Annotated in this window: 14 protein-coding genes; 7 read left to right on the top strand and 7 right to left on the bottom strand. The window is 68.4% G+C overall.

The genetic code is table 11. The annotated features are described in order from the left end of the window. Positions 1–44: 44 nt before the first annotated feature. Together LQ564_RS22120 and LQ564_RS25870 are read right to left on the bottom strand one after the other, a co-directional pair. Positions 45–1,001, bottom strand: coding sequence for an IS1595 family transposase (locus tag LQ564_RS22120; RefSeq protein WP_231060277.1), 957 nt, complete (start codon positions 999–1,001; stop codon positions 45–47). A gap of 83 nt (positions 1,002–1,084) precedes the next feature. Beyond that, on the bottom strand, positions 1,085–3,706 hold the full coding sequence (locus tag LQ564_RS25870; protein ID WP_269143646.1) for a glycoside hydrolase family 3 C-terminal domain-containing protein: 2,622 nt from the start codon (positions 3,704–3,706) through the stop codon (positions 1,085–1,087). Positions 3,707–3,970: 264 nt separating this feature from the next. On the opposite strand from LQ564_RS25870, the gene LQ564_RS22105 reads away from it, so the two are divergent. Both LQ564_RS22105 and LQ564_RS22100 read left to right on the top strand, forming a co-directional pair. Beyond that, positions 3,971–5,221, top strand: coding sequence for a DUF4382 domain-containing protein (locus LQ564_RS22105; protein ID WP_231060276.1), 1,251 nt, complete (start codon positions 3,971–3,973; stop codon positions 5,219–5,221). Then, a complete protein-coding gene (locus LQ564_RS22100; RefSeq protein WP_231060275.1) occupies positions 5,221–5,472 on the top strand; it encodes a hypothetical protein in 252 nt (83 codons plus the stop codon). Before LQ564_RS22105 ends, LQ564_RS22100 begins: the two co-directional genes overlap by 1 nt. A gap of 197 nt (positions 5,473–5,669) precedes the next feature. On the opposite strand, the gene pelA is transcribed toward LQ564_RS22100, so the two are convergent. After that, positions 5,670–6,848, bottom strand: coding sequence for a pectate lyase (pelA, locus tag LQ564_RS22095; RefSeq protein ID WP_231060274.1), 1,179 nt, complete (start codon positions 6,846–6,848; stop codon positions 5,670–5,672). A 191-nt stretch (positions 6,849–7,039) separates the two neighbouring features. Between pelA and LQ564_RS22090 the strand changes: the two genes are divergently transcribed. Next, a complete protein-coding gene (locus LQ564_RS22090) occupies positions 7,040–8,065 on the top strand; it encodes a hypothetical protein (protein WP_231060273.1) in 1,026 nt (341 codons plus the stop codon). On the opposite strand, the gene LQ564_RS22085 is transcribed toward LQ564_RS22090, so the two are convergent. After that, positions 8,055–10,250, bottom strand: coding sequence for an OsmC domain/YcaO domain-containing protein (locus LQ564_RS22085; RefSeq protein WP_231060272.1), 2,196 nt, complete (start codon positions 10,248–10,250; stop codon positions 8,055–8,057). The genes LQ564_RS22090 and LQ564_RS22085 overlap by 11 nt on opposite strands. Before the next feature lie 268 nt (positions 10,251–10,518). On the opposite strand from LQ564_RS22085, the gene LQ564_RS22080 reads away from it, so the two are divergent. After that, positions 10,519–12,732, top strand: coding sequence for a serine/threonine-protein kinase (locus LQ564_RS22080; RefSeq protein WP_231060271.1), 2,214 nt, complete (start codon positions 10,519–10,521; stop codon positions 12,730–12,732). A 13-nt stretch (positions 12,733–12,745) separates the two neighbouring features. After that, on the top strand, positions 12,746–13,114 hold the full coding sequence (locus LQ564_RS22075; RefSeq protein ID WP_231060270.1) for a hypothetical protein: 369 nt from the start codon (positions 12,746–12,748) through the stop codon (positions 13,112–13,114). 9 nt (positions 13,115–13,123) lie between these two features. Here LQ564_RS22075 and LQ564_RS22070 read toward each other — a convergent pair whose 3' ends face one another. Further along, positions 13,124–14,623 (bottom strand): sigma-54-dependent transcriptional regulator, encoded by a 1,500-nt coding sequence (locus LQ564_RS22070; RefSeq protein ID WP_231060269.1) that lies wholly within the window; start codon positions 14,621–14,623, stop codon positions 13,124–13,126. 114 nt (positions 14,624–14,737) lie between these two features. Continuing rightward, the gene (locus LQ564_RS22065; RefSeq protein WP_231060268.1) at positions 14,738–15,529 is read right to left on the bottom strand and encodes a hypothetical protein; all 792 of its coding nucleotides are present in this window, start codon (positions 15,527–15,529) and stop codon (positions 14,738–14,740) included. 506 nt (positions 15,530–16,035) lie between these two features. On the opposite strand from LQ564_RS22065, the gene LQ564_RS22060 reads away from it, so the two are divergent. Together LQ564_RS22060 and LQ564_RS22055 are read left to right on the top strand one after the other, a co-directional pair. Continuing rightward, positions 16,036–16,551: a hypothetical protein gene (locus LQ564_RS22060; protein ID WP_231060267.1), complete on the top strand. Its 516-nt coding sequence runs from the start codon at positions 16,036–16,038 to the stop codon at positions 16,549–16,551. Then, positions 16,548–17,897: a hypothetical protein gene (locus LQ564_RS22055; RefSeq protein WP_231060266.1), complete on the top strand. Its 1,350-nt coding sequence runs from the start codon at positions 16,548–16,550 to the stop codon at positions 17,895–17,897. The genes LQ564_RS22060 and LQ564_RS22055 overlap by 4 nt, the downstream gene beginning before the upstream one ends. A gap of 4 nt (positions 17,898–17,901) precedes the next feature. Here LQ564_RS22055 and LQ564_RS22050 read toward each other — a convergent pair whose 3' ends face one another. Beyond that, complete coding sequence (locus LQ564_RS22050; protein WP_231060265.1) at positions 17,902–20,457, bottom strand: family 20 glycosylhydrolase; 2,556 nt, start codon at positions 20,455–20,457, stop codon at positions 17,902–17,904. Positions 20,458–20,459 lie beyond the last annotated feature (2 nt).

The following is a 20,459-nucleotide window of genomic DNA, read 5'->3' as shown; positions in this document are numbered from 1 at the left end:
AAAAAAAGGCTGTGTTCGCATTAATTATGGATTCGCAGCCTCCTTCACTGAACTTGTCGTACCGCAGCACATAGCCACTGCGCTGGTGTACGCAACGCTTGCGCATCCAGTAATCGCTGCCACCCGGAATAGTTCGCCAGGTAGCGGCTGGCCACGCCCTTGAAGCGCACCAGCCAGTTCTTGAAGCGGCTGTGCCAGCCATTCACGTTCTGGATGTGGATCGCGCCGCGTGCGCGCCGGCCCGCCCGCACGTTGACGGATTCGTGCATGATTCCGGCGTCGAGGGCAAACCGGACGTAAGCCGCAGCGCCATCGCTGATGAGCAGCCCGTCGCCGGGCAGCACCGGTTGCAGGCAGGTGCGCAGTTGCGCAGCGGTCACGAGACCACGTCCGGTATGAAAGTCCAGCGTCGTGCCGATGCGGTCACGCGCCACCAGCAGGCAATCGTGCTCGCGGTTGATGCCGCGCCGCCGGGCGGCGCCACCACGCTTGCGCGGCGGGCGCGACAAGGTGCGCGAACCCTTCTGCGATTCCAGTCTGTAGGTTTCGTCGGCCTCTATGATTCCCGTCAATGCTGCGGGCCGGTGCCGGGCGGCGCCCGGCGCGAATCGGTGGCGCCAGCGAAAACTCGTCGTGCGATGCACGCCGGTCGCGAGCGCCGCGTCGCGCACGGTGCGCGATTCTAGCAAACACTTGATATATGGCAGCCAGCACTCGCGCTTGCGCAGCCGGGCCAGCGGCGTGCCGGTCAGCGCATTGAAGGAGCGACGACAACCCAGGCAGCGATAGCGCTGCAGGCCGCTGGCGAAGCCGGAGCGGTGCAAGCGCGCGCAAGCACAATGCGGACACGGCCGGCCTGCCGCGGCCGCTTCAATGAGCGCCAGGCACTCGGCCGGGTCGCGGATGCTGTCGAGCCAGTCGCGCAGCCGGGCAAGATCGGTGCTGGACAATGGCGCGGCGGTCAGAAAAGCGAACAATTCGTCGAAGCGCGGGCTTTGCATCGTCACTCCAGATGAGTTAACTCGACGATGCGTAAGACTTCGGCAACGCGATTTGGTTCACCCAACGATCGCGAACACAGCCTTTAGTAAGGCTTCAGGACCTTCTGGCCACTGACCTTGACCGTCGCAGCGACACCGGCCGCCGGCTTGACGCCGCCCGGCTGCCCGCCACCGATCCAGATCTGCGCAGTACCCGCCGGCACAAGGCGCGTGCCCTTGGCGTTGACGATGCTCAGCGCCTGCGGATCGAGCCTGAAACTCACCTTCTTCGTCTCGCCGGCCTTCAGATGCACCCGCTGGAAGCCCTTGAGCGAGCGGATCGGGGCGCCGTCGGCCTGGCGCGACACGTAGAGCTGCACCACCTCGTCGCCGTCGCGGCTGCCGCTATTGCGCACGTCGACGCTCAGCTCGAGCGGCTCGCCGGCCTTCAGCGCGGTTTTCGACAGCGCCGGCTTGCCATAGGCGAAGGTGGTGTAGCTCAAGCCGTAGCCGAAGGGGTATAGCGGCGCTCCCCTGAGGTAGCGGTAGGTGCGGCCCTTCATGCCGTAGTCGGCGAACGGCGGCAGCTGGTCGGCGGACTTGTAGAAGGTCACCGGCAGGCGGCCCGCCGGGCTGAAGTCGCCGGCCAGCAGTTCGGCCACGGCCTGGCCGCCCTCGCCGCCCGGATACCAGGCCTCGACGATGGCCGGGACCTTGGCGTCGGCCCAGTTGACGCTCATCGCGCTGCCGTTCATCAGGACCAGCACCACCGGCTTGCCGGCCGAATGCAGGCGCTCCAGCAGCTTCTGCTGCGGCGCCGGCAGGTCCAGCGTGGTGCGATCGCCGCCGCTGAAGCCGGGCGCCTTGACGCTCATCGCCTCGCCTTCGAAGCGCGCGGTCAGGCCGGCGACGAAGACGACGACGTCGGCGCCTTGCGCGGCCTTGAGCGCGAGGCTGTCGCTCGAACCCGGCTGGCTCCACTGCAGGCGATGGTCGCCGCGGGTGCCCTTCTGCATCGCCTCGACCCGGATCTTGTAGGCCTGGCCGGCCTTCAGTTCGATGTCGGTGTCCGAGGTCGGCCAGGCAATGTCCCAGACATCGGCGACCAGCTTGTCGTCGACCCAGATGCGGTAGCCGCTCTCCCCCGAGTAGCGGAAGTTGAAGGCGCCGGTTTCGCTGGCGCGGATGTAGCCGGTCCAGCGCATCGCGCCGGCGCGCTCGACGCGGGTCGGCGTGCCCCATGCGACACGGGCATTGGTCTCCACGCGAGAGGCAACGGGATTGCCCGTCACCTTGGTGCCCTTGAACTCCTCCGCCTGCAAGCCGGGTTTGGTGCAGGCCGCGTCGACGCACAGTGCGGCGTCGGGCACGTCTTCCAGGGGCGGGCCGACCCAGCCGGTGCCCTCGACGAAGCTGACCTGGGACGTGGCGAAACGCGCCTTGACGCCGGCGTAGACCGTGATCGGCTGCGAGGGCGTGCCGTTGTAGTTGCCGACCAGGGCGTCGACGCTGTTGGCGTTCGGGCCGATGACGACGATGCTGCCGGGGTCCTTCTTGAACGGCAGCAGGCCATCGTTCTTCAAGAGGACCATCGATTCGCGCGCGGCGCGGGTCGACAGCGCGCGGTGGGCCGGGGTGTCGAAATCCTTGGCGGTGATGGCGGCGTACGGGCCCTGGCCGGGCGCGTCCAGCAGGCCGAGGCGCACGCGCGCCACCATCAGGCGGCGCACCGCCTGGTCCAGTTCCGCCTCGGTCACCAGGCCCTGCCTCACCGCATTGACCGTGATCGCGGGGTCGGCCGTGTCCTTGTTCCCCGCAGAGCAGAACAGGTCGGTGCCGGCGCGGATCGAGATCGCCGCCGCCTCTTCCGGCGTCTTGACGTAGCCATGCTTGTTGGTCATGTGGATGTCGGCGATCGCCGCGCAGTCCGACACCACGTGGCCGTCGAACTTCCAGTCGCGGCGCAGAAGGTCCTTCAGGTAGGCTTCGTTGGCACAGGCCGGGATGCCGTCGACCCGGTTGTAAGCGCACATCACCGACTGCGCTTTCGCGTCCACCACCGCGGTGTGGAAGGCCGGCAGGTAGGTGTCGACCACGTCATGCGCCGAAGGGTGGACGTCGAAGCTGTGGCGGTCCGGTTCGGGGCCGCTGTGCACCGCGTAGTGCTTGACGGCAGCCACGGTCTTCGGATGTTCGGGATCCTTGCCCTGCAGCCCGCGGATGAAGGCGGCGCCCAGCTGCGCGGTGAGCACCGGGTCTTCGCCCCAGGTCTCCTGGCCGCGGCCCCAGCGCGGGTCGCGGAAGATGTTCACGTTGGGCGACCACACCGTCAGGCCGGGGCCGCCGGCGATGCTGCCGTCGGGACGGCGCCTGGACAGGTACTTGGCGCGGAACTCGGTGGCGGTGGTGTCGGCGATTTCCTCGACCAGGCGCACGTTCCAGGTCGCGGCCATGCCGATCGCCTGCGGGAACACGGTGGCTTCGCCCTGGCGCGCGACGCCGTGCAGGCCCTCGTTCCAGTAGTTGTAGCCGGGGATGCCCAGGCGCAGGATGGCGGGCGCCCGATGCTGGATCTGGGCCGCTTTCTCTTCCAGCGTCATCTGCGATACCAGCTGCGCGGCGCGCGCCTCCGCTGGCGATTGCGCCTGCGCCTGGCTCGACGCGGCCAGCGTGGCGAGGCCGTAGGCAAGGATACGGCGCGTCGCGCCGCCGGGGTGAACCCTCATCGTTTTGTCTCCTGTTGTTTGCAGTGTTGAATCCCGCGAGATGCTAGCAGAGCCCCTCGCGGCAGAAGACGAGGGTCGCGCCATTTGCTCGAAATTGATATGGGCCTTGGTGGATTTGGTGTTACGAAAACCGCCAAGGGCTTGAGAATTTTTTGCAAGCGCGGAAAAACCGGTATGGACAGTCCCATAATGCGCTGGCCGGGACATACCGGACGGACGATCGCCGCAGGCGACGCCGAACAAAACCATCTGGAGACCAACAGCATGCACCCTCATACCGCCCGCTACCGGGGCCTCGTCGCGTCCGCGACGGCCGCCACCCTCTTGCTCGCTGCCTGCGGCGGCGGCAGCGACGACGACGACGGCGATATCGCACCCGCTCCCACCACCCGCAGCACCCTGGCCGTGAGCCTGGCGTCGAATGCGCCGGCCTGCGGCTTCGATGCGGTCAACGTCACCATCAGCAAGCTGCGCTTCCGCCAGGACTTCAACACCGACCCCAATGCCGCCGGCTGGACGGAACTGAGTTTCACGCCGGCGAAGAAGCTCAACCTCCTGCATCCCGCCACCACGCTGGCCGGCGCCAGCACGGCGCTGGGCGAAGTGCAGCTGCCGACCGGCGCCTGGACGCAGATGCAAGTGGTGTTCGACGCCGCCGGCGGCAGCGTGCGGCCGGCCGGCGCGGCCGCCGACGTCGCGCTGGAGACCGCCGCCGCGACCGCCGCCGGCGTGCGCGTGCCGGTCGACCTCAAGGTCGAAGACGGCAAGAAGATCGAGTTGCTGTTCGAGATGAACGCCTGCGAGTCGATCCAGACCCGCGGCGCGGCCTACGTGTTCAGGCCGCGCCCGCGCCTGCCGAGCCTCGCCACCAGCGGCATCGGCGGCTTCGTCGCCCCGGCGGCGCTGGCCGGCAAGCCCGTGATCACCGCGCAGAAAGGCGGCACCATCCTGGCCACCACCGTGCCGCACCCGACGACCGGCGAGTTCGCGCTGCCGCGCCTCCCGGCCGACACCTACGACGTGGTGTTCCAGGCCAATGGCCGCGCCACCGCCGTGATCGGCTCGGTGCCGGTCACCGCCGGCGCCACGACCCGCGTCGGCACTGCCGGCGCGCCGATCCCGCTCGCCACCAGCGCGGTCGCCACCATCTCAGGCCAGGTCAGCCATGTGGCGCCGAACGTGGCGCCGCCGGACGGCACCTGGATCATGGCCTCGCAGGCGATCACCGCCGACCCGGCCGTCGGCAATGCCGCGACCACGGTCACCAACCGCCTGCAGCCGGTGGACCTCGCGACCGGCAACTACACGCTGCCCAACCTGGCGCGGGCTTCGATCCAGTACGCCCTGTACAAGCCGAACACGGTCCTGACGCCGCTGAACGCCGCCACCAGCGGCGGCAACGGCCGCTACCGGATCGAAGCGCTGGCGACCGGCTACATCAACAAGACCGGCGCCTCGGCCAACATCAACATCAGCAGCGGGGATGCGCCCGGTGTGAACATCTCGATGCCTTGATGATGTCGACGTCCATCGCGCAGCGCCTGTTCGTGCTCATCCTGGCCGCGGTGGCGCTGCCCGCCGCATCCGCTCCTCCAACCGGCGGACGCCGGTTCGGCCCCACCGCGGCGCTGTTCGTGGCCGACCTCGGCCAGCGCAGCGAGGCCGACCGCCAGAGCGGGCGCGCGGTGGGTTCGAAGTCGATATCGCGCGGAAGGATGGCAAAATGGTTTCAAGCCGCGTGCGCTCGCTGCGTGGGGAGCCGCTAAACCTGCGTCATGGCGGCGTGAGCCAGACCGTGCAGCTCTCGGCGGGTCAAAGCGTCGTGTGGGACGCGAACGCCAGGCGCTGGACCCAGTAGGGTGGGCGGTCCGCCGCCCACGCGTTCAACTCACGGATGCACTGTAGTGACGCCTCCTTTAGTTGAGCGAGTGGGCAGAAACCTGCCCACCCTACGAAACCCGCTTCAATAACCGACTCTCGCCGCATAAGCCAGCAAAGCGGTACCATAGCTGCCACCCCACTGATACGTATACCGGCTCTCGGCGCCGACCCTCATGATGTCGTACTGCTGGCCGACCCCGGGCGGTTTGTCGGTCGGCAGGCGGCCGCTGAAGAACGGCGTGTCGGTAGCGAGGTCGTAGAAGCGGTACCACATCGTATTGCCCGGGCTGTGCACGAACGGCGAGACGCCGAGGGCACGGGTACCGCGCGGATCGAAGGCGGTATCCTTCGCCTGCACCGCGTCGCGCCGGTACCAGGCCAGGGCCGCCTTGACCGCCGCCGCCACCTGCGGCGTCTGCGGCCGGGTCATCAGGAACTCCGTGATCAGGGCCGATTCTGCCCCGCTCTTCGAGGGCAGCTCGAAGGACCGACCCGTCACCGGCGCGTAGCTCAACGGATCGTGCTGGGCGCACCAGACGGTCTTGACGCCATCCTGCACGATCTGCGCGCGCAGGATGAAGTCGACCGCCTGCTCGAGCGCCGGCTGGAAGCGTGCGTGCTGTCCGGGCGTGAACAGCTCGCCCGCCAGCGGCGCTTCGCGGCGCGCGGCGCGGTCCAGCAGCAGCAACACGCGCACCATCGCGTTATCGTTGAAGGTGACGTGGTTCGAATAGCTGTTGGCGCCGCGCGAGGGATAGACCTGGGGGAAGCCGCCCGACGGGTACTGCATCGCGAGCAGGAAGTCCATCGCGCGGCGCGCGCTGTCGCGGTAGGCGGCATTGCCGGTGCGGGCGTAGACGTCGGCCAGCACCAGGATCTCGTCGACCGTGGCGTCGTTGTCGATGGTGCCGAGTTCGACGCCGTTGCCGAGCCAGCCGGATCGCGCGGCCTTGCCGTCCCAGCGCGCCGCATACTTCGCCGGCAGCTTGTAGAAGCCGCCGTGCGGCATCTGCCACGACACGATGTTGTCGGCGAGGGAAGTATCGACGGCCAGCGCCGCGGCGCGGTCACCGTCCTTGCTCAGCCAGCGCTTGTAGCCGTCCAGCTCCGGATTGATCGGGTTACCGGCCTGGGGCAGGCGCGGCGCAGCCGCGCGCAGCCCGGCCGTCTCGGCGCTTGTCGCGCCAGCGGGCGCCTGCGCCGACGCTGCGGCGCTCGCCAGGCCAGCCAGCAGGGTTGCCAGCAGGGTTGTTCTGAACATGGTCGCTCCTGTTTTGTTTGCGGCCATGCTAAACGGCTGCGCCGGCAGCGGCAAAGGCAATGCGCGGGCTTGCGCAATTTCATACAGCCTGCTGGCGGATCTCGCACCGGCGCCGATTCACCAGTTGGGGGATAGCCAGCCACACGATCCGCCCTTATCATCGGCGCTTCGTCCCCCTACACGCCAAGCCCATGAACTTCGCTTCCCGCCTCGCCCTCGCCGGCCTCTGTCTCTTGCTCGGTGGCTGCGCTTCCAACGTTCCGTTTTCCGACGTGGGAGGACTCGATGACTATCCTTCAGGGAGACAGACAATGCGCAACGCTGACGAAATAGACAAGAATTGGGGGGCGCTCGCGCCTTTGCCGGGGCGGCCCGACTGGACATTCGGCACTTCCTATATTTCGATTTCGCCCCTTGGCTACCGCTCCTATTCCTGGGTGACGCCCGGCCTGACCATGCGCGTTGACTACATCGACAAGAACAGTTTTCCCCAGTACGTCGTTTTCCAACTGAAGGAGCCCGGCAAATTCGATGCTTTCGTCAACGTCCCGGTCGACGGCTGGGAGCGCGCGGGACAGCTGCTACATGAGGGGAACAATCGCTACGTCTACCGTGACGCGCGGGGCGCGGTTGTCTTCTCGGACGACGTTGCGTCACCGCGGATCAACAGCGTGACCAACGGAACCAGCCATGCGTTTATTCGGGAAAAAGAGTGGGGTGACGGGAGCAAGGTTTTCCACTATTTTCAACAGAACAAGGATGCCGCGCGCATCGCCGCGCGCGAAGCCCCGGCCTGGCTGAAAGGGCTGAACGCCGGCCTGCAGGAAGTCGCTCGCGAGATGGAAAGGAACCAGCAGGCGGCGCGCGGCCGTGACGAAGGCTACCTGCGCGCATCGCAGCGCTTGCGCGAAGATGGCTTCTTCGAGCGCAATGCCGCGGGGGGTGCGGTTGCCTCCCAATCGGTGTCAGGTTCGAACGAGTCCGGTGACGAATCGGACCGGACACCAACGCCGGAAGGCGTGTTGCAGGTCTACGATACCGATCCCGATCGCGCAAAGCGCGAAGCCCGCGCAAAGGAGATCGAAGCCCAGGCGGCGCGCGAGGCGGCCGAAGGCCGAGCCCGCGTCTCTGCTATGAAGGCGCGCTCGAAGGCCGAGCATGAAGCCGCCCAGAAACGGGCACGGGAACGGTGGGAAAAGTACGGCATCATGCAGTAGCAGCGGCGCGCGCGGCGTGCAGCTTGCGGTAGCTGTCGATCAGGCGATGGTGACGATCGAGACCTTCGAGCGCCATGCTGGTCGGTTCGAGGCCGTGGAAACGCACGCTGCCCTCGACCGAACCGATCACCGCATCCATGCGCGCGTCGCCATACATGCGGCGGAAGTTGACCTCGAAGTCTTCCAGCGCCAGCTCCTCGTCCAGCACCACGTGCAGCACCGCCTCCATCGCGCGGTAGAACAGCTTGCGCTCGACGGTGTTGTCGTTGTACTGCAGGAAGGCGCCGACCAGCTCCTGGGCGTCGTCGAGCGCGCCCAGCGCCAGGTTGATCAGGAGGCGCAGTTCGAGCACGGTGAGCTGGCCCCAGTCGGTGTTCTCGTCGAACTCGATGCCGATCAGGCTCGCGATGTCGCCGTACTCGTCGAGCTCGTTGTTTTCCAGCCGGTCGAGCAGGTCGTTGAGCGCGTCGTCGTCGAGGCGGTGCAGGTTCAGGATGTCTTCACGGAACAGCAGCGATTTATTGGTGTTGTCCCACACCAGGTCTTCCACCGGATAGACTTCCGAATAGCCCGGCACCAGGATGCGGCAGGCGGTGGCGCCCAGTTCGTCGTAGACGGCCATGTACACTTCCTTGCCCATCTCCGCCAGGATGCCGAGCAGGGTCGCGGCTTCGTCGGCGTTCGCATTCTCGCCTTGCGCGGTGAAATCCCATTCGACGAAGTCGAGGTTGGTCCTGGCGCTGAAGAAGCGCCACGACACCACGCCGCTCGAATCGATGAAGTGCTCGACGAAGTTGTAGGGCTCCGTCACCGCTTCGCTGGCGAAGGTCGGCGGCGGCAGGTCGTTCAGGCCCTCGAAGCTGCGGCCCTGCAGCAGTTCGGTGAGGCTGCGCTCGAGCGCCACCTCGAAGCTCGGGTGGGCGCCGAAGGAGGCGAACACGCCGCCGGTGCGCGGGTTCATCAGGGTCACGCACATCACCGGATAGAGCCCGCCCAGTGACGCGTCCTTGACCAGCACCGGGAAGCCCTGCTCTTCCAGGCCGCGGATGCCCTCGACGATGCGCGGGTACTTCGCCAGCACCTCGGCCGGCACGTCCGGCAGCGCCATCTCGCTTTCCAGGATCTCGCGCTTGACCGCGCGCTCGAAGATCTCGGACAGGCACTGCACCTGGGCCTCGGCCAGCGTGTTCCCGGCGCTCATGCCGTTGCTGGCGTAGAGGTTCTCGACCAGGTTCGAGGGGAAGTACACGGTCTCGCCATCGGACAGGCGCTTGAACGGCAGCGACACGATGCCGCGCTTGGCGTTGCCGGAATTGGTGTCGACCAGGTGCGAGCCGCGCAGCTCGCCGTCCGGGTCGTAGACTTCGCGGCTGTAGTCGTCGAGGATCTCCTTCGGCAGCTTGTCGCCGCGCCCCGGCTTGAACCAGCGCTCGCTCGGGTAGTGCACGAAGGGCGCGTTGGCGATCTCCTCGCCCCAGTAGGCGCCGGCGTAGAAGTGGTTGTTGTTCAGGCGTTCGATGTATTCGCCCAGGGCCGAGGCCAGCGCGCTTTCCTTGGTCGCGCCCTTGCCGTTGGTGAAGCACATCGGCGAATGCGCGTCGCGGATGTGCAGCGACCACACGTTCGGCACGATGTTGCGCCAGGACGCGATCTCGATCTTGATGCCCCAGCTGGCCAGCATGCCGGACATATTGGCGATGGTCTGCTCGAGCGGCAGGTCCTTGCCCGGGATCCAGGTGGCGGATGTCGCGTCGGGCTGCAGGGTCAGCAGCGCCTGCGCGTCGGCGTCCAGGTTGGCGACTTCCTCGATCACGAACTCGGGGCCGGTCTGCACCACCTTCTTGACGGTGCAGCGCTCGATCGAACGCAGGATGCCCTGGCGGTCCTTGTCCGAGATGTCGGCCGGGAGTTCGACCTGAATCTTGAAGATCTGCTTGTAGCGGTTTTCCGGGTCGACGATATTGTTCTGCGAGAGGCGGATGTTGTCGGTCGGGATGTCGCGGGTATTGCAGTACAACTTGACGAAATAGGCCGCGCACAGGGCCGACGAGGCCAGGAAGTAGTCGAAGGGGCCCGGCGCCGAGCCGTCGCCCTTGTAGCGGATCGGCTGGTCGGCGATCACCGTGAAGTCGTCGAACTTGGCTTCGAGACGCAGCTTGTCCAGGAAGTTGACCTTGATTTCCATATGAATTCCTCAAATGCGCCGGCTACGCCCGCATGCGTGCGTCAGGGTGCGAAAAACCGAGCATTTTACGCGATTACCCGGCACCCGCGCGATCCACGGCCGGCGTGGGTGAGGCTGGTGCGGAATCCGAAACAACTTTTCCACTTAACCAATATTCGGCGGCATTTTTGAGACATCGACCGCAAGAGTTGGCGCCGGAAACCAAGTCACATTGCGCTGCCGCAACGAATCCTGTAATGTATCTTTGATCAGTATCAAGCTGCGGACGATGACTGCCTCTACACCGATTTTCGAACCCTCCACGCTGGCCGCGTCCGGGGCAACCGTGCCCGGCCTGCCGGGCCATTACCAGGTGCGTGGCGCGCTCGGCGAAGGCGGCTTTGGCCAGGTCTACGAGGCCTGGGACGACAAGCTGCGCCGGCCGGTCGCCATCAAGTGCATCAAGCATGGTGGCGGCGCCGGCGCCGACCTGACGCGCGAGGCGCGCGCCGGCGCGTCGCTTCGCCACGCCGCCTTCGTGAAGGTGCACGCAATCGAGGACGACGGCGACACCCAGTCGATCGTGATGGAGCTGGTGCCTGGCCGCACCCTGAAGCAGGTGATCGCCGCCGGCCCGGTGGCGCGCGCCGATGCGCTCGACTGGACCCGGCAGATCGCCGAAGCCATGCGCGACGCCCACGCGTCCGGCCTGGTGCACGGCGACCTGAAACCCTCGAACCTGATGCTGGAGCCGGGCGGCGCGATCCGCGTGCTCGACTTCGGCCTGGCCCACAGCGTCGACGTGCTGGCCACCGCCACGGTGTCCTCTTCCGCGCTGCAGGGCACCATCGCCTACATGGCGCCGGAACGCATGATGGGGGCGCCGCTGGCGGCGCAGGCCGACGTCTATGCCCTCGGCCTGATCCTGTACGAACTGGTCACCGGCGCCCGCCCCTTCGCCGCGCTCGACGGCCTGGCGCTGGCCGCGGCCCAGATGCAGGCCTCGTCCGACGGCTGGCACTATCCGCTCGACGCCAGTCCGCGCCTGGTGGCCCTGATCCGCGCCATGACGGCGCGCCAGCCGGCCCAGCGCCTGGCTAGCATGGACGAGGTGCTGGCCCAGCTGGCGCAGCTGGACGCGCCGGCGGAATCTGTCCCACCGCAGGCGCCCGCGCCACGCACCCCGCTGCCGGCGCGCAGCCGCAAGCTGCTGGCCGGCGCGCTCGCCGTCGCCGTGCTGGGCGCCGGCGGCTGGATCGCGGCGCCGCACCTGGCCGCGCTCGACCGCTACGTGGCGCCGTTTTCCGAATCGGCCGAACTGCGGCAGGGCCTGGAGGCGGTCAAGCTGTTCGACCGGCCGGGCAGCCTGGACAAGGCGGAACGGCACTTCCGCCGCATCCTGGAACGCGCCCCTGACAGCGCCTCGGCGGCGGCCGGGATGGCGATGATGTACGCCATGCGCTACCAGACCGACAAGAGCGACGAGACCTGGCTCAAGCGCGCCGACGCCAGCGCCCAGCGCGCCGGCCAGCTCAACGAGCAGCTCGCGCTGAGCCACGTGGCGCGCGCCATGGTGCTCGACATGCAGGGCAAGCGCGACGATGCGCTGCTCGCCCATGCCGAGGCCCTGCGCCTCGATCCCGGCAACTTCTTCGCCTGGTACGGCCAGGGCGCGACCCTGCGCCGCATGCACCGCTACCAGGAGGCGCGCACCCACCTCACCGCGGCGATTGCGCGCTTCCCGCAGGAGCGCGTGTTCACCGACGAGCTGGGGAGCGTCGAATACGAGCAGGCCAACTACGCCGAAGCCGAACGCCTGTTCCGGCGCAGCATCGCGCTGCAGCCGGATGCGGTGATCGCCTACGCCAACCTGAATGCGGCGCTGCTGCGCCAGAACCGCGACGACGAGGCGCTGCGGGTGCTGCAGCAGGGCCTGCAGATCCGTCCCAGCGCCAAGCTGTACACGAACCTGGGCAATGCGCTGTTCCTGCGCCAGGACTACGTCGGCGCCGCCGCCGCATTCGAGAACGCGGTGTCCCCGACCCGCGGCGCGCCCGCCGAATACCAGCTGTGGGCGAATCTGGCCGACACCCTGAACTGGATTCCGGGACGCGAGGCGCAGGCGCGCGCCGCCTACCAAAAGGCGCGCGAGCTGCTGGCGCCGCGTCTGGCGCGCGCGCCCGACGACGTGCTGCTGGTCTCGCGCATGGGCCTGTACGCGGCCCGCACCGGTGACGCCACCGATGCCGCCGTCCTGCTGCCGCGCGCGCTCGCGCTGGCGCCCGGCAGCGCCGACGTGCAGTTCCGCACCGGCCTCGCCCACGAATTGCTCGGCCAGCGCGACGCTGCTGTCGCCGCCATCAATAACGCCCGCCGCCTGGGCTACCCCGTCAAGTTCATCGACGCCGAACCCGACCTGGTGGCCCTGCGGCGTGACGAGCGTTATGTCCGGGCCAGTGCGGCCGGAACTCCCCGTGCCGCACCGGCGCGTTCAACGAAGTGATCTGAAAGAGACCATGGCAAACGACTACAACATCGCTATCCAATTCAATCCGGGCAATCCGATGGCCACCTGGAGCATCGACGGCAAGATCGAAGCCCTGATCAAGGCGCAGCCCGACGACACCCTCACCTTCGACTTCCGCCTGCCGGACTCGCCTTCCGTCACGCTGGCCAGCGCCATGCTGTTCGCCGGCCCGCGCAAGCCCGCGGAAGCGCCCTCGCCCTTCAACGCCACCCAGATCCCGCTGGTGCAGGGCTCGAAGGTCAAGGTCCAGAACGACGGCTTCTGGGGCTTTTCGATCGCCTTCACCACCACCAACCAGGACGGCACCACCGGCTTCTACTTCCTGCCGGATCCGGAGCTGGAAGTCGGTTCGACCTGAGCTTGAACTTTACTCCGAACGGAGCAAGCGCCAGCGGCGCCGCAAGGCTTCCGCCGGCGTCTTGAGCAGCGCCGCACAGCGTTCCACATCGCCCGCGCAATCGACCATTGCGCGGGCGATGTCGCTTTCGGGGATGGTCTCGGCGCGCCGGATGTCGGGATGGTCTTCCAGCAGCTTGTACAGGCTGGGGCGCGAGATGCCCAGGGCCTGGGCCGCGGCCTGGATGTTCCAGTCGTTGCCGGCCATCGCCGCCAGCACGTCGGCGTCCGACAGCGCGGACGGCCGCCGGCGCGGGCCGGATGCCTCGGGCTTCATCGCCGGCGCCGGCGCCGGCGCCTCCTCCAGCGGCGCACGGGCGCCGCGCACCAGCTGCGCCAGCGTCGGCAGCGTGCCCTCTTTCAGCACCAGCGCCGCGCGCTGCAGCACATGCGCCAGCTGGCGCACATTGCCCGGCCAGTCGTGCGCCGCCAGTTCCGCCACCAGGCCGGCCGGCAGCTCGGCGTCGATATCCTGCCGGCGCAGCAGGTCGAGGATCAGGACGCCGATGTCCTCGCGCCGGGTGCGCAACGGCGGCATCCGGATCACGAAGCCTTCCAGGCGATGCAGCAAGGCCCGGTTGAAGGTGGCCGCGTCCAGGTCCTGGTCGGAAGCGGCCACCAGGCGCGCCGACGAACGCCGGTCCTGGGCCGCGCCGACCGGCCGGTAGGCGCCGCCCTCGATCACGCGCAGCAGCATCGGCTGCACCGCCGCCGGCGCGTTGCCGATCTCGTCGAGGAACAGGGTGCCGCCGTCGGCCTGCGCGAACAGGCCCTCGCGCGCATCGACCACGCCGGGCAAGGCGCCCGCCGCCGCGCCGAACAGTTCGGCCGCCGCCGTCGCTTCGCCCAGGGCCGCCATGTTGACTGCGACCAGCGGCGCGTCAACGCGTCCGCCCAGCGCGTGGATGGCGCGCGCCGCTATTTCCTTGCCGGTGCCGGTCTCGCCCAGCAGCAGCACCGGCAGGCTGGCGCGCGCCACCATGTGGATCTGCTCGCGCACGCCGATGCTGGCGCTGCCGACGCCGGCCAGGCCCGGCACCGCATTCGGCATCGGCAGGCGGTGCATCCAGTGCAGGCACAGCACGACGGCGCGGCCCAGGGTCAGGATCTGGCCGGCGCCGATCTGCTCGGCGCTGAAGCGGATGCCCTCCTTCACCACCTGGCCGTTGACCTCGACCACCATCGGGCTGGCCGGCAGGGTCATGGCGACGCCGTCGTCGGCGCCGCGCACCAGGCGCAGGGGCTGGCGCGAAATGCCGCCGTGGCCGAGCGCCAGGCCGGCGCCGCCGGGGCGCATGAACAGGGGAACGAAGCGGTTCAGTTCGATGGCGTCGCCGCCAAGGCCGCCGACGAACTGCTCGCCGATGCGGGCACGGTCGGGGTGCCAGACGATGGTCACCGTGAGCAGGGGCGCGCTGGTGTGTTCCAGGTCGCTCAGCGGCGAAGTCAGCGTGAAATCGGAGTAAGTCATGGAGCGTGACAATCGGTATCGCGTCGCGAGACGCGCAAATTGCCATTTTAACTCCACTTTCTTCCGGCGGTTCCGGGAAGCAGAGGGGCTTTTCCGTTCCTGCTCGTAGGCCGCCTAGCCCACGCCGGCGGCCGCCATCCGGTTCGCGGGCGCCTTGAGCGCCTCGTGCGGCGCCGGGCGCAACCGCAGGCGCGGCGGCGACACTTCGCGCATCTGGATCGCGCCCTTGGCCAGGAACAGGTGGGCGCGGCGGCGGTCGGCGATGTTGACGCCGGCGAAGTGGCGGAAGGTGATGTCGCGCGCCGGATCGTCGTCCGGCCGCGCGTCGCCGCTGCCCTGCTTGCCGTCGTTCCAGTGGCCGCTGGCGGCGTCGAAGCGGATGTGGAAGTGGCGCTGGCGCGCATCGACCACGTCCAGCAGCGCGGCCGAAAGGTCGACCTGGATCACCATGGCCGGCGTCGGCGCCAGCACGCGCTCGCCGAGGATGGGAGTCAGGCGGGCGTGGTCGCGCTCGAGGAAGGCGGACGCCTCCACGAAAGGCGTGGCATGCACGATGCGGCGGCCGCTGTCGTCGGTCACCGAATCGGCGGTGTCGAGGAACAGCAGCTTGCCGCTCGGCCAGCTGGGCGCCGTGTACTCGAAGAAGTGGGGGTCGGTGAAAAAGACCTGGAAGGCCATGCCGAGCGAGCGGCCGGCCGCGCCGATGTGCAGGCGCAGGCGCGCGATGGCCTTTTCGTCGCCGTAGACGGCAATGCCATCCTCCTGCGCGCGCAATTCCAGCCCTGCCCGGCGCAGCTTGTCGAAACAGACCGGGACCGGCACCATGCGCAGGTCGCGCAGGATGCCATCGGCAAAGAATGCATGTCCGAAGGAGATCCGGAAAATCAATTTGTACGACGCTGGCATATCACACACCTTTCGCATGATGGGCCACCATGGTTGGTTTTGAAATAATGTGCAGATTGTCGGCGATGCTGCCGGCATCGCTTCGCGGCATCCAAATGCCATTGAAACGCGCAGGCATGCTCCAGCCGTTTATCTCATTTCCCGCCAATGGTCCGATCCCGTCCGGCAGGTATTTTATTATTTGAATGCAAGGTACCGACCACCCGGCGAAAAGCCTGCCGAGCCGCCTCTCTCAGACCCCTGAATCCTTACTCGTTTTTTATATACTGCTGCGTGCTGTGAAACCATATTATTGAATATGGATCAGTGTCGTCAACATAATAATTGAACTATTTTTTTACATGTAAAGTGACGTGTAAAATTCATGATTCTTTACATGCCGCATTTCCGGAAATATTAATCCCGATCGATAATTTGGGTTATATTCTCCATTAAGGATGAGATAATGAAAAAGAACAGTCTCTTTGTATCTCCAATCGAATATCCGGAACGACGCCAATAAAGCAATGAGGAAAAACCAAGCGCATACTGGGAAGGACGACGCGGTGCTGGATCAAGCCACCAGAAGCCTGCGGCTGCGCATCGCCCAGGAACTCGGTGCGAGCGCGGCCTACCTGCCGGCCGGGGGCAGCGCCGCCTACCGCAACGCCGGCCGCGGCAGGCCCGCGCCGCTCACCTTCACCCTGCCTTCGGTCCACGTGCCCGGGTTCTGCGCCGCCGCGCCGGGCGCCATCCCGGGTGGCGGCCTGCGCTACCAGGGCGACGTCCGCCTGGTCCTGAAACCCGGCCAGCCGCAGGCGCCCGGCGTGGCATTCGGCGCCGCGGACCTGCAGGAGGGCCGCCTGTCGGCCCTCGACGCCGCCGCGGATGCCCTGTGCGCGGCGCGCATGAGCGGCCGTGGCCCGCAGCCGCGCCTGGAATCGCTGCTGGCGGCCCGGCGCAGGGCCCGCGCCGAAGCGGCCTTGCGCGCCCTCGGGGTGCCGGTGCGCATCGCCGACGACCACGACGGGAGCGCGTCTTGACGCCGGCGCCGGAGTACGGCGACCCGCAGTGGCGTTTCGATGCGGTCGACCTGCGCGCGGGATTGGGCATCGCGCTGTGGCGCGCCCCACGCGGCGCCGCGCACGAAGCCCCTGGCGACCATGCGCCCGCCCTGTTTTTCAGCCCGCCGCATTTCCAGCCCGAGCCGCTCGTGAACGCCGCCGTGGCACTGGCGGCCTGCCGTGGCGCTTTCGCACCCGGCCTGCGCCTCGATGACGGCGACACCGAGGCGGCGTTTGCGACGCAGGAGGAAGCGGGCGAATTCCTGCGCCGCGCCTACGTCGGCGCCGCCGCCGGCGACGGCGGCGACGGCGGCGGCCCGGGTCCCGTGCCGGCGCCCGCCGCGGGCGCCGGCGGCCCGTTTGAGCCCGTGCACCTGCCCGACAGTCCGATCGTGGCGACGCTGGCGCAGCACGCCGAGGTGTTCCGCTCCGCCGCTGGACGTACGCTGCAGCGCGAATCCTTCCTGTTTTCCTGGGGCGACCACACCCTGGAACACGACGAACGCTGGATCGGCAAGCCGGCCGCCCAGCCGGGCGACGTCGCGGCGCTGTGCGCTGCCGCCCTGGCCATCATCGAGGAAATGCTGCGCCGGATGCCGCCGCTGCACGACGCCGGGGCCTGGCTGACCTGGTACGAGGACTGGCGCGAGCTGGCCACGATGCTGGTCGGGGTCGGTGTGGCCGAGCAGCTGCTGGCCGAGCCGCAGCGCGACCGGCTGGAGAAGGTGCTGCTGCGCAGTCCCCTGATGCGGGGCGACGATGGGCGCGATGCCTGGCGCGTGCGCCTCGGCCAGCTGTTCCTGTTCGGGCCAGCCATCCCGCAACCGGCGACCAGCGAGGAGTTATGGTCGGCGCTGACGGACCTGGACTGGATCGTGCACCGCTGGTCGGACGCCTGGCTGTTCCCGCTCGCGGTGCGCCTCGACGATCCGCTCGACACCCTGTCGCGCCTGCCGTTGCCGCCGCGGCTGCAGGCGCTGCTGCCGCAGGATGTCGGCAGCCAGGCCTCCCTCTATCACCTGCTGAACCTGATGGTGGCGGAGCCGCAGGCGGCATGCAGCCAGGCCGAGGACCTGCCCTTCGCCTGCTGCTTGCTGCTGTTCGCCGCCGCCTGCGTCGCGACCGCGCCGACCAGCCCGCAGAACGTCCCGATGTTACGCCTGCAGGCCCACGGCAGGAGCGCGGAGCGGGCGCGCCGCGCCGCCGAACAGGGCCATGCCTGGCTGATCGAACACCTGCCGCAACGCGTCTTTGCCACCGGCCACGAGGCGCTGATCGCGACCGCCAAGTCGCTGCGCTACCGCGCCCCGGCGCCGGACGCCTGAGGCGTCAGCGCGACTCGATGGCGGCGACCGCGCCGCGCCGGCCGTTGCGATCGAAGGCGGCGACGCGGATCGTGCCGCGCTCCAGGATCGGCCCGGTGACGAGGCGGCTGGACGCGCTCGGCTCGCTGCCGTCGCTGGTATAGCGCAGCTGCATCCCCGGCAGCACGTGGTTGGCCAGCACCCGGCCATCCTCGGTCACCAGTCCCGGCGGGGCGATCCGGTAGGCCAGCCGCGTGCCGTCCAGGTCGAGGCGCGGCAGCACGCGCTGGCCCAGCGCATTGACGAAGCCCGACCACGCGCCGCGGTGCAGGACCTCGGCCTTGACCGGGTCTTGGGTGGTGGCCCAGCCCGGATCGGCGGCCCAGGCGCGTTCGGCCAGGGCCACCATGCGCGGCATCACGAGGTAATCGATGCGCGCCGGGTCGCGCGCGGTTTCCGCGAACAGGTTGGCCTGGATGCCGCGCACGCGGCGCTTGCCGTAGTCGGTCAGGCGGTCCTTGCCCATGCGCGCCGCTTCCGGCGCATCCTTCATGATGTCGAAGGGGATGAAGTCGTAGACGGTCTGCAGTTCGACGTAGGCGCCCCAGTTGACGCCGTGTTCTTCCGGATTGGCGTTGTGGGCCATGTCGAAGTACATGCGCGTGACCGGCGTGAGCACGATGTCGTAGCCGCCGTTGGCCAGGCGGTAGGCCAGGTCTTCCAGCCCCACCGTGTTGTTCCAGACGTAGGCGGTGAAGCCGCTGCGGGTGAAGCGCGGGTTCGGGATCAGCTTCGAGCCGCCGTCCAGCACCGTCTTGCGCGCGGCCAGCTCTTCCCAGCCGGAGGTCGTCATGCCGTGCTTGCGCACGATGGCGTCGACCCGCTCGTAGAAATAATCCCACAGGTCGGCGCTGCTCTCCAGGCCATGCTTGCGCTTCCACGCGTCGCTCGCCGGCGACTTTTCCCAGGCCCCGTTGGCCAGCTCGTCGCCGCCCATGTGGATCGTCTTCAAGGGCGCGCCGGCCTCGCGGTGCAGCGCCGCGACTTCCTTCACCACGTGGTCGATGAAGGTGTAGCTCGACTCCAGGCCCGGGTTGATCACATTGTCGTTGAAGTACTGGGCCGACGAGTATTCGGAGCGGTCGTCAAGGTCGCTCAGCAGGTAGCGCGCGGCGTCGCGGCCGCCGGCGTTCTTCAGGCGATGGTAGCGCGCCTCCATCGCCTGCACCGCGGCGCGGGCGTGGCCCGGCATCTCGATCTCGGGGATCACCTCGATGTGGCGCGCCTGGGCGTAGCGTAGGATTTCCTTGTAGTCCTCGCGCGTGTAATGGCCGCTTCCGCGCGGGTCGCGCGGGTCGGGGCCGGAGCCGTAGGCCGGCTGCAGGCGCACGCCGGGCCTGGCGCTGTGGCCGCGCACGGCACCGATCGTGGTCAGTTCCGGCAGGCCGGCGATCTCGATGCGCCAGCCCTCGTCGTCGGTCAGGTGGAAGTGGAATTTGTTCAGCTTGAAGCGCGCCATCAGGTCGAGCCACTTGAACACGGTCTCCTTGCCGTGGAAGTTGCGCGCCACGTCCAGCATGAAGCCGCGGTAGCCGAAGCGCGGCGCGTCGATGATGCTCATCTCGGGCAGGTCCATGACCGCGCTGCCCGGCAGCGGCAGCAGCTCGCGCAGGGTCTGCACGCCGTAGGCGACGCCGGCGGCGCTGTTGCCGACGATGTCGATGCCGCCGGCGGCGGTGATGCGCAGGCGGTAGGCTTCGGGCGAATCCTGCCCTTCGACCTTGCCCACACTCAGGTGCAGCGCCGGGCCGCCGCTTGCCGGAAGGCTGGACGCGAACAGGGAGCGCGCCAGCGCCGCCTCGTTGGCCAGCGCGGCGGAGGCGGTGACGGCGGGCCGGCCAGCCAGCGCCAGGCGGCCGGCGCCGGGCTCCAGGCGCAGCGGCGTCGGCAGGACCGGCGGCACTTGCGCGGCCGGCAGCAATCCGGCACGCGCATTGCGCCAGTAGGTGTCTTCCGGCGTGACGAAGGAGTGCGGGCTGCCGACCTTGCCGCGCTGGGCCGGCTCGAGCACCGGCGTCAAGGTGTACTGCAGCGGCACGCCGACGTCGGGCGCGGCGTCGTACACCAGGTAGGGCGCAGTCGGCGAGCGCGAGGGCATGAACACCGAATCGTTGTGGCGGTAGTCGAAGGCCAGCGTCTGGCCCGGGCCGAGACCCTTGAAGTCGGGGCCGGGCCGCAGGCGGAACAGGCCGCCGGCCACGTGCTCGAGCACCAGGCCACTCGACTGGGCGCCGGACGGCATGCGGTCGATGCCGGTGAAGTACAGCGACCAGCCGGAGGGCGGCAAGGGCTGGCTGTCCGCGTTGATGAGCGTGAAGCGTGCCGGCGAACCGCCCTGGGGCAACTGGAGGCCGGCCGGCTTGCGCTGCAGCTCCCAGCGCAGCTGCAGGCGCGCGCCGTCGGCCTGGGAGACGGCTTGCGGAGCCGCTTCGGCGAATGCGCCGGGCGCCGCCAGCGTCATCATTGCACACAGCACGGCCGCCGCCAGCGCGGCGCCGGCCCTGTTCATCTTCTTATTCAAGG

Origin of the sequence: Massilia phyllostachyos (assembly GCF_021044825.1) — a bacterium.
Classification (GTDB): domain Bacteria; phylum Pseudomonadota; class Gammaproteobacteria; order Burkholderiales; family Burkholderiaceae_D; genus Telluria; species Telluria phyllostachyos.
Note: the sequence above shows the minus strand (reverse complement) of the source record. Positions and strands in the feature narration are given on the sequence as shown.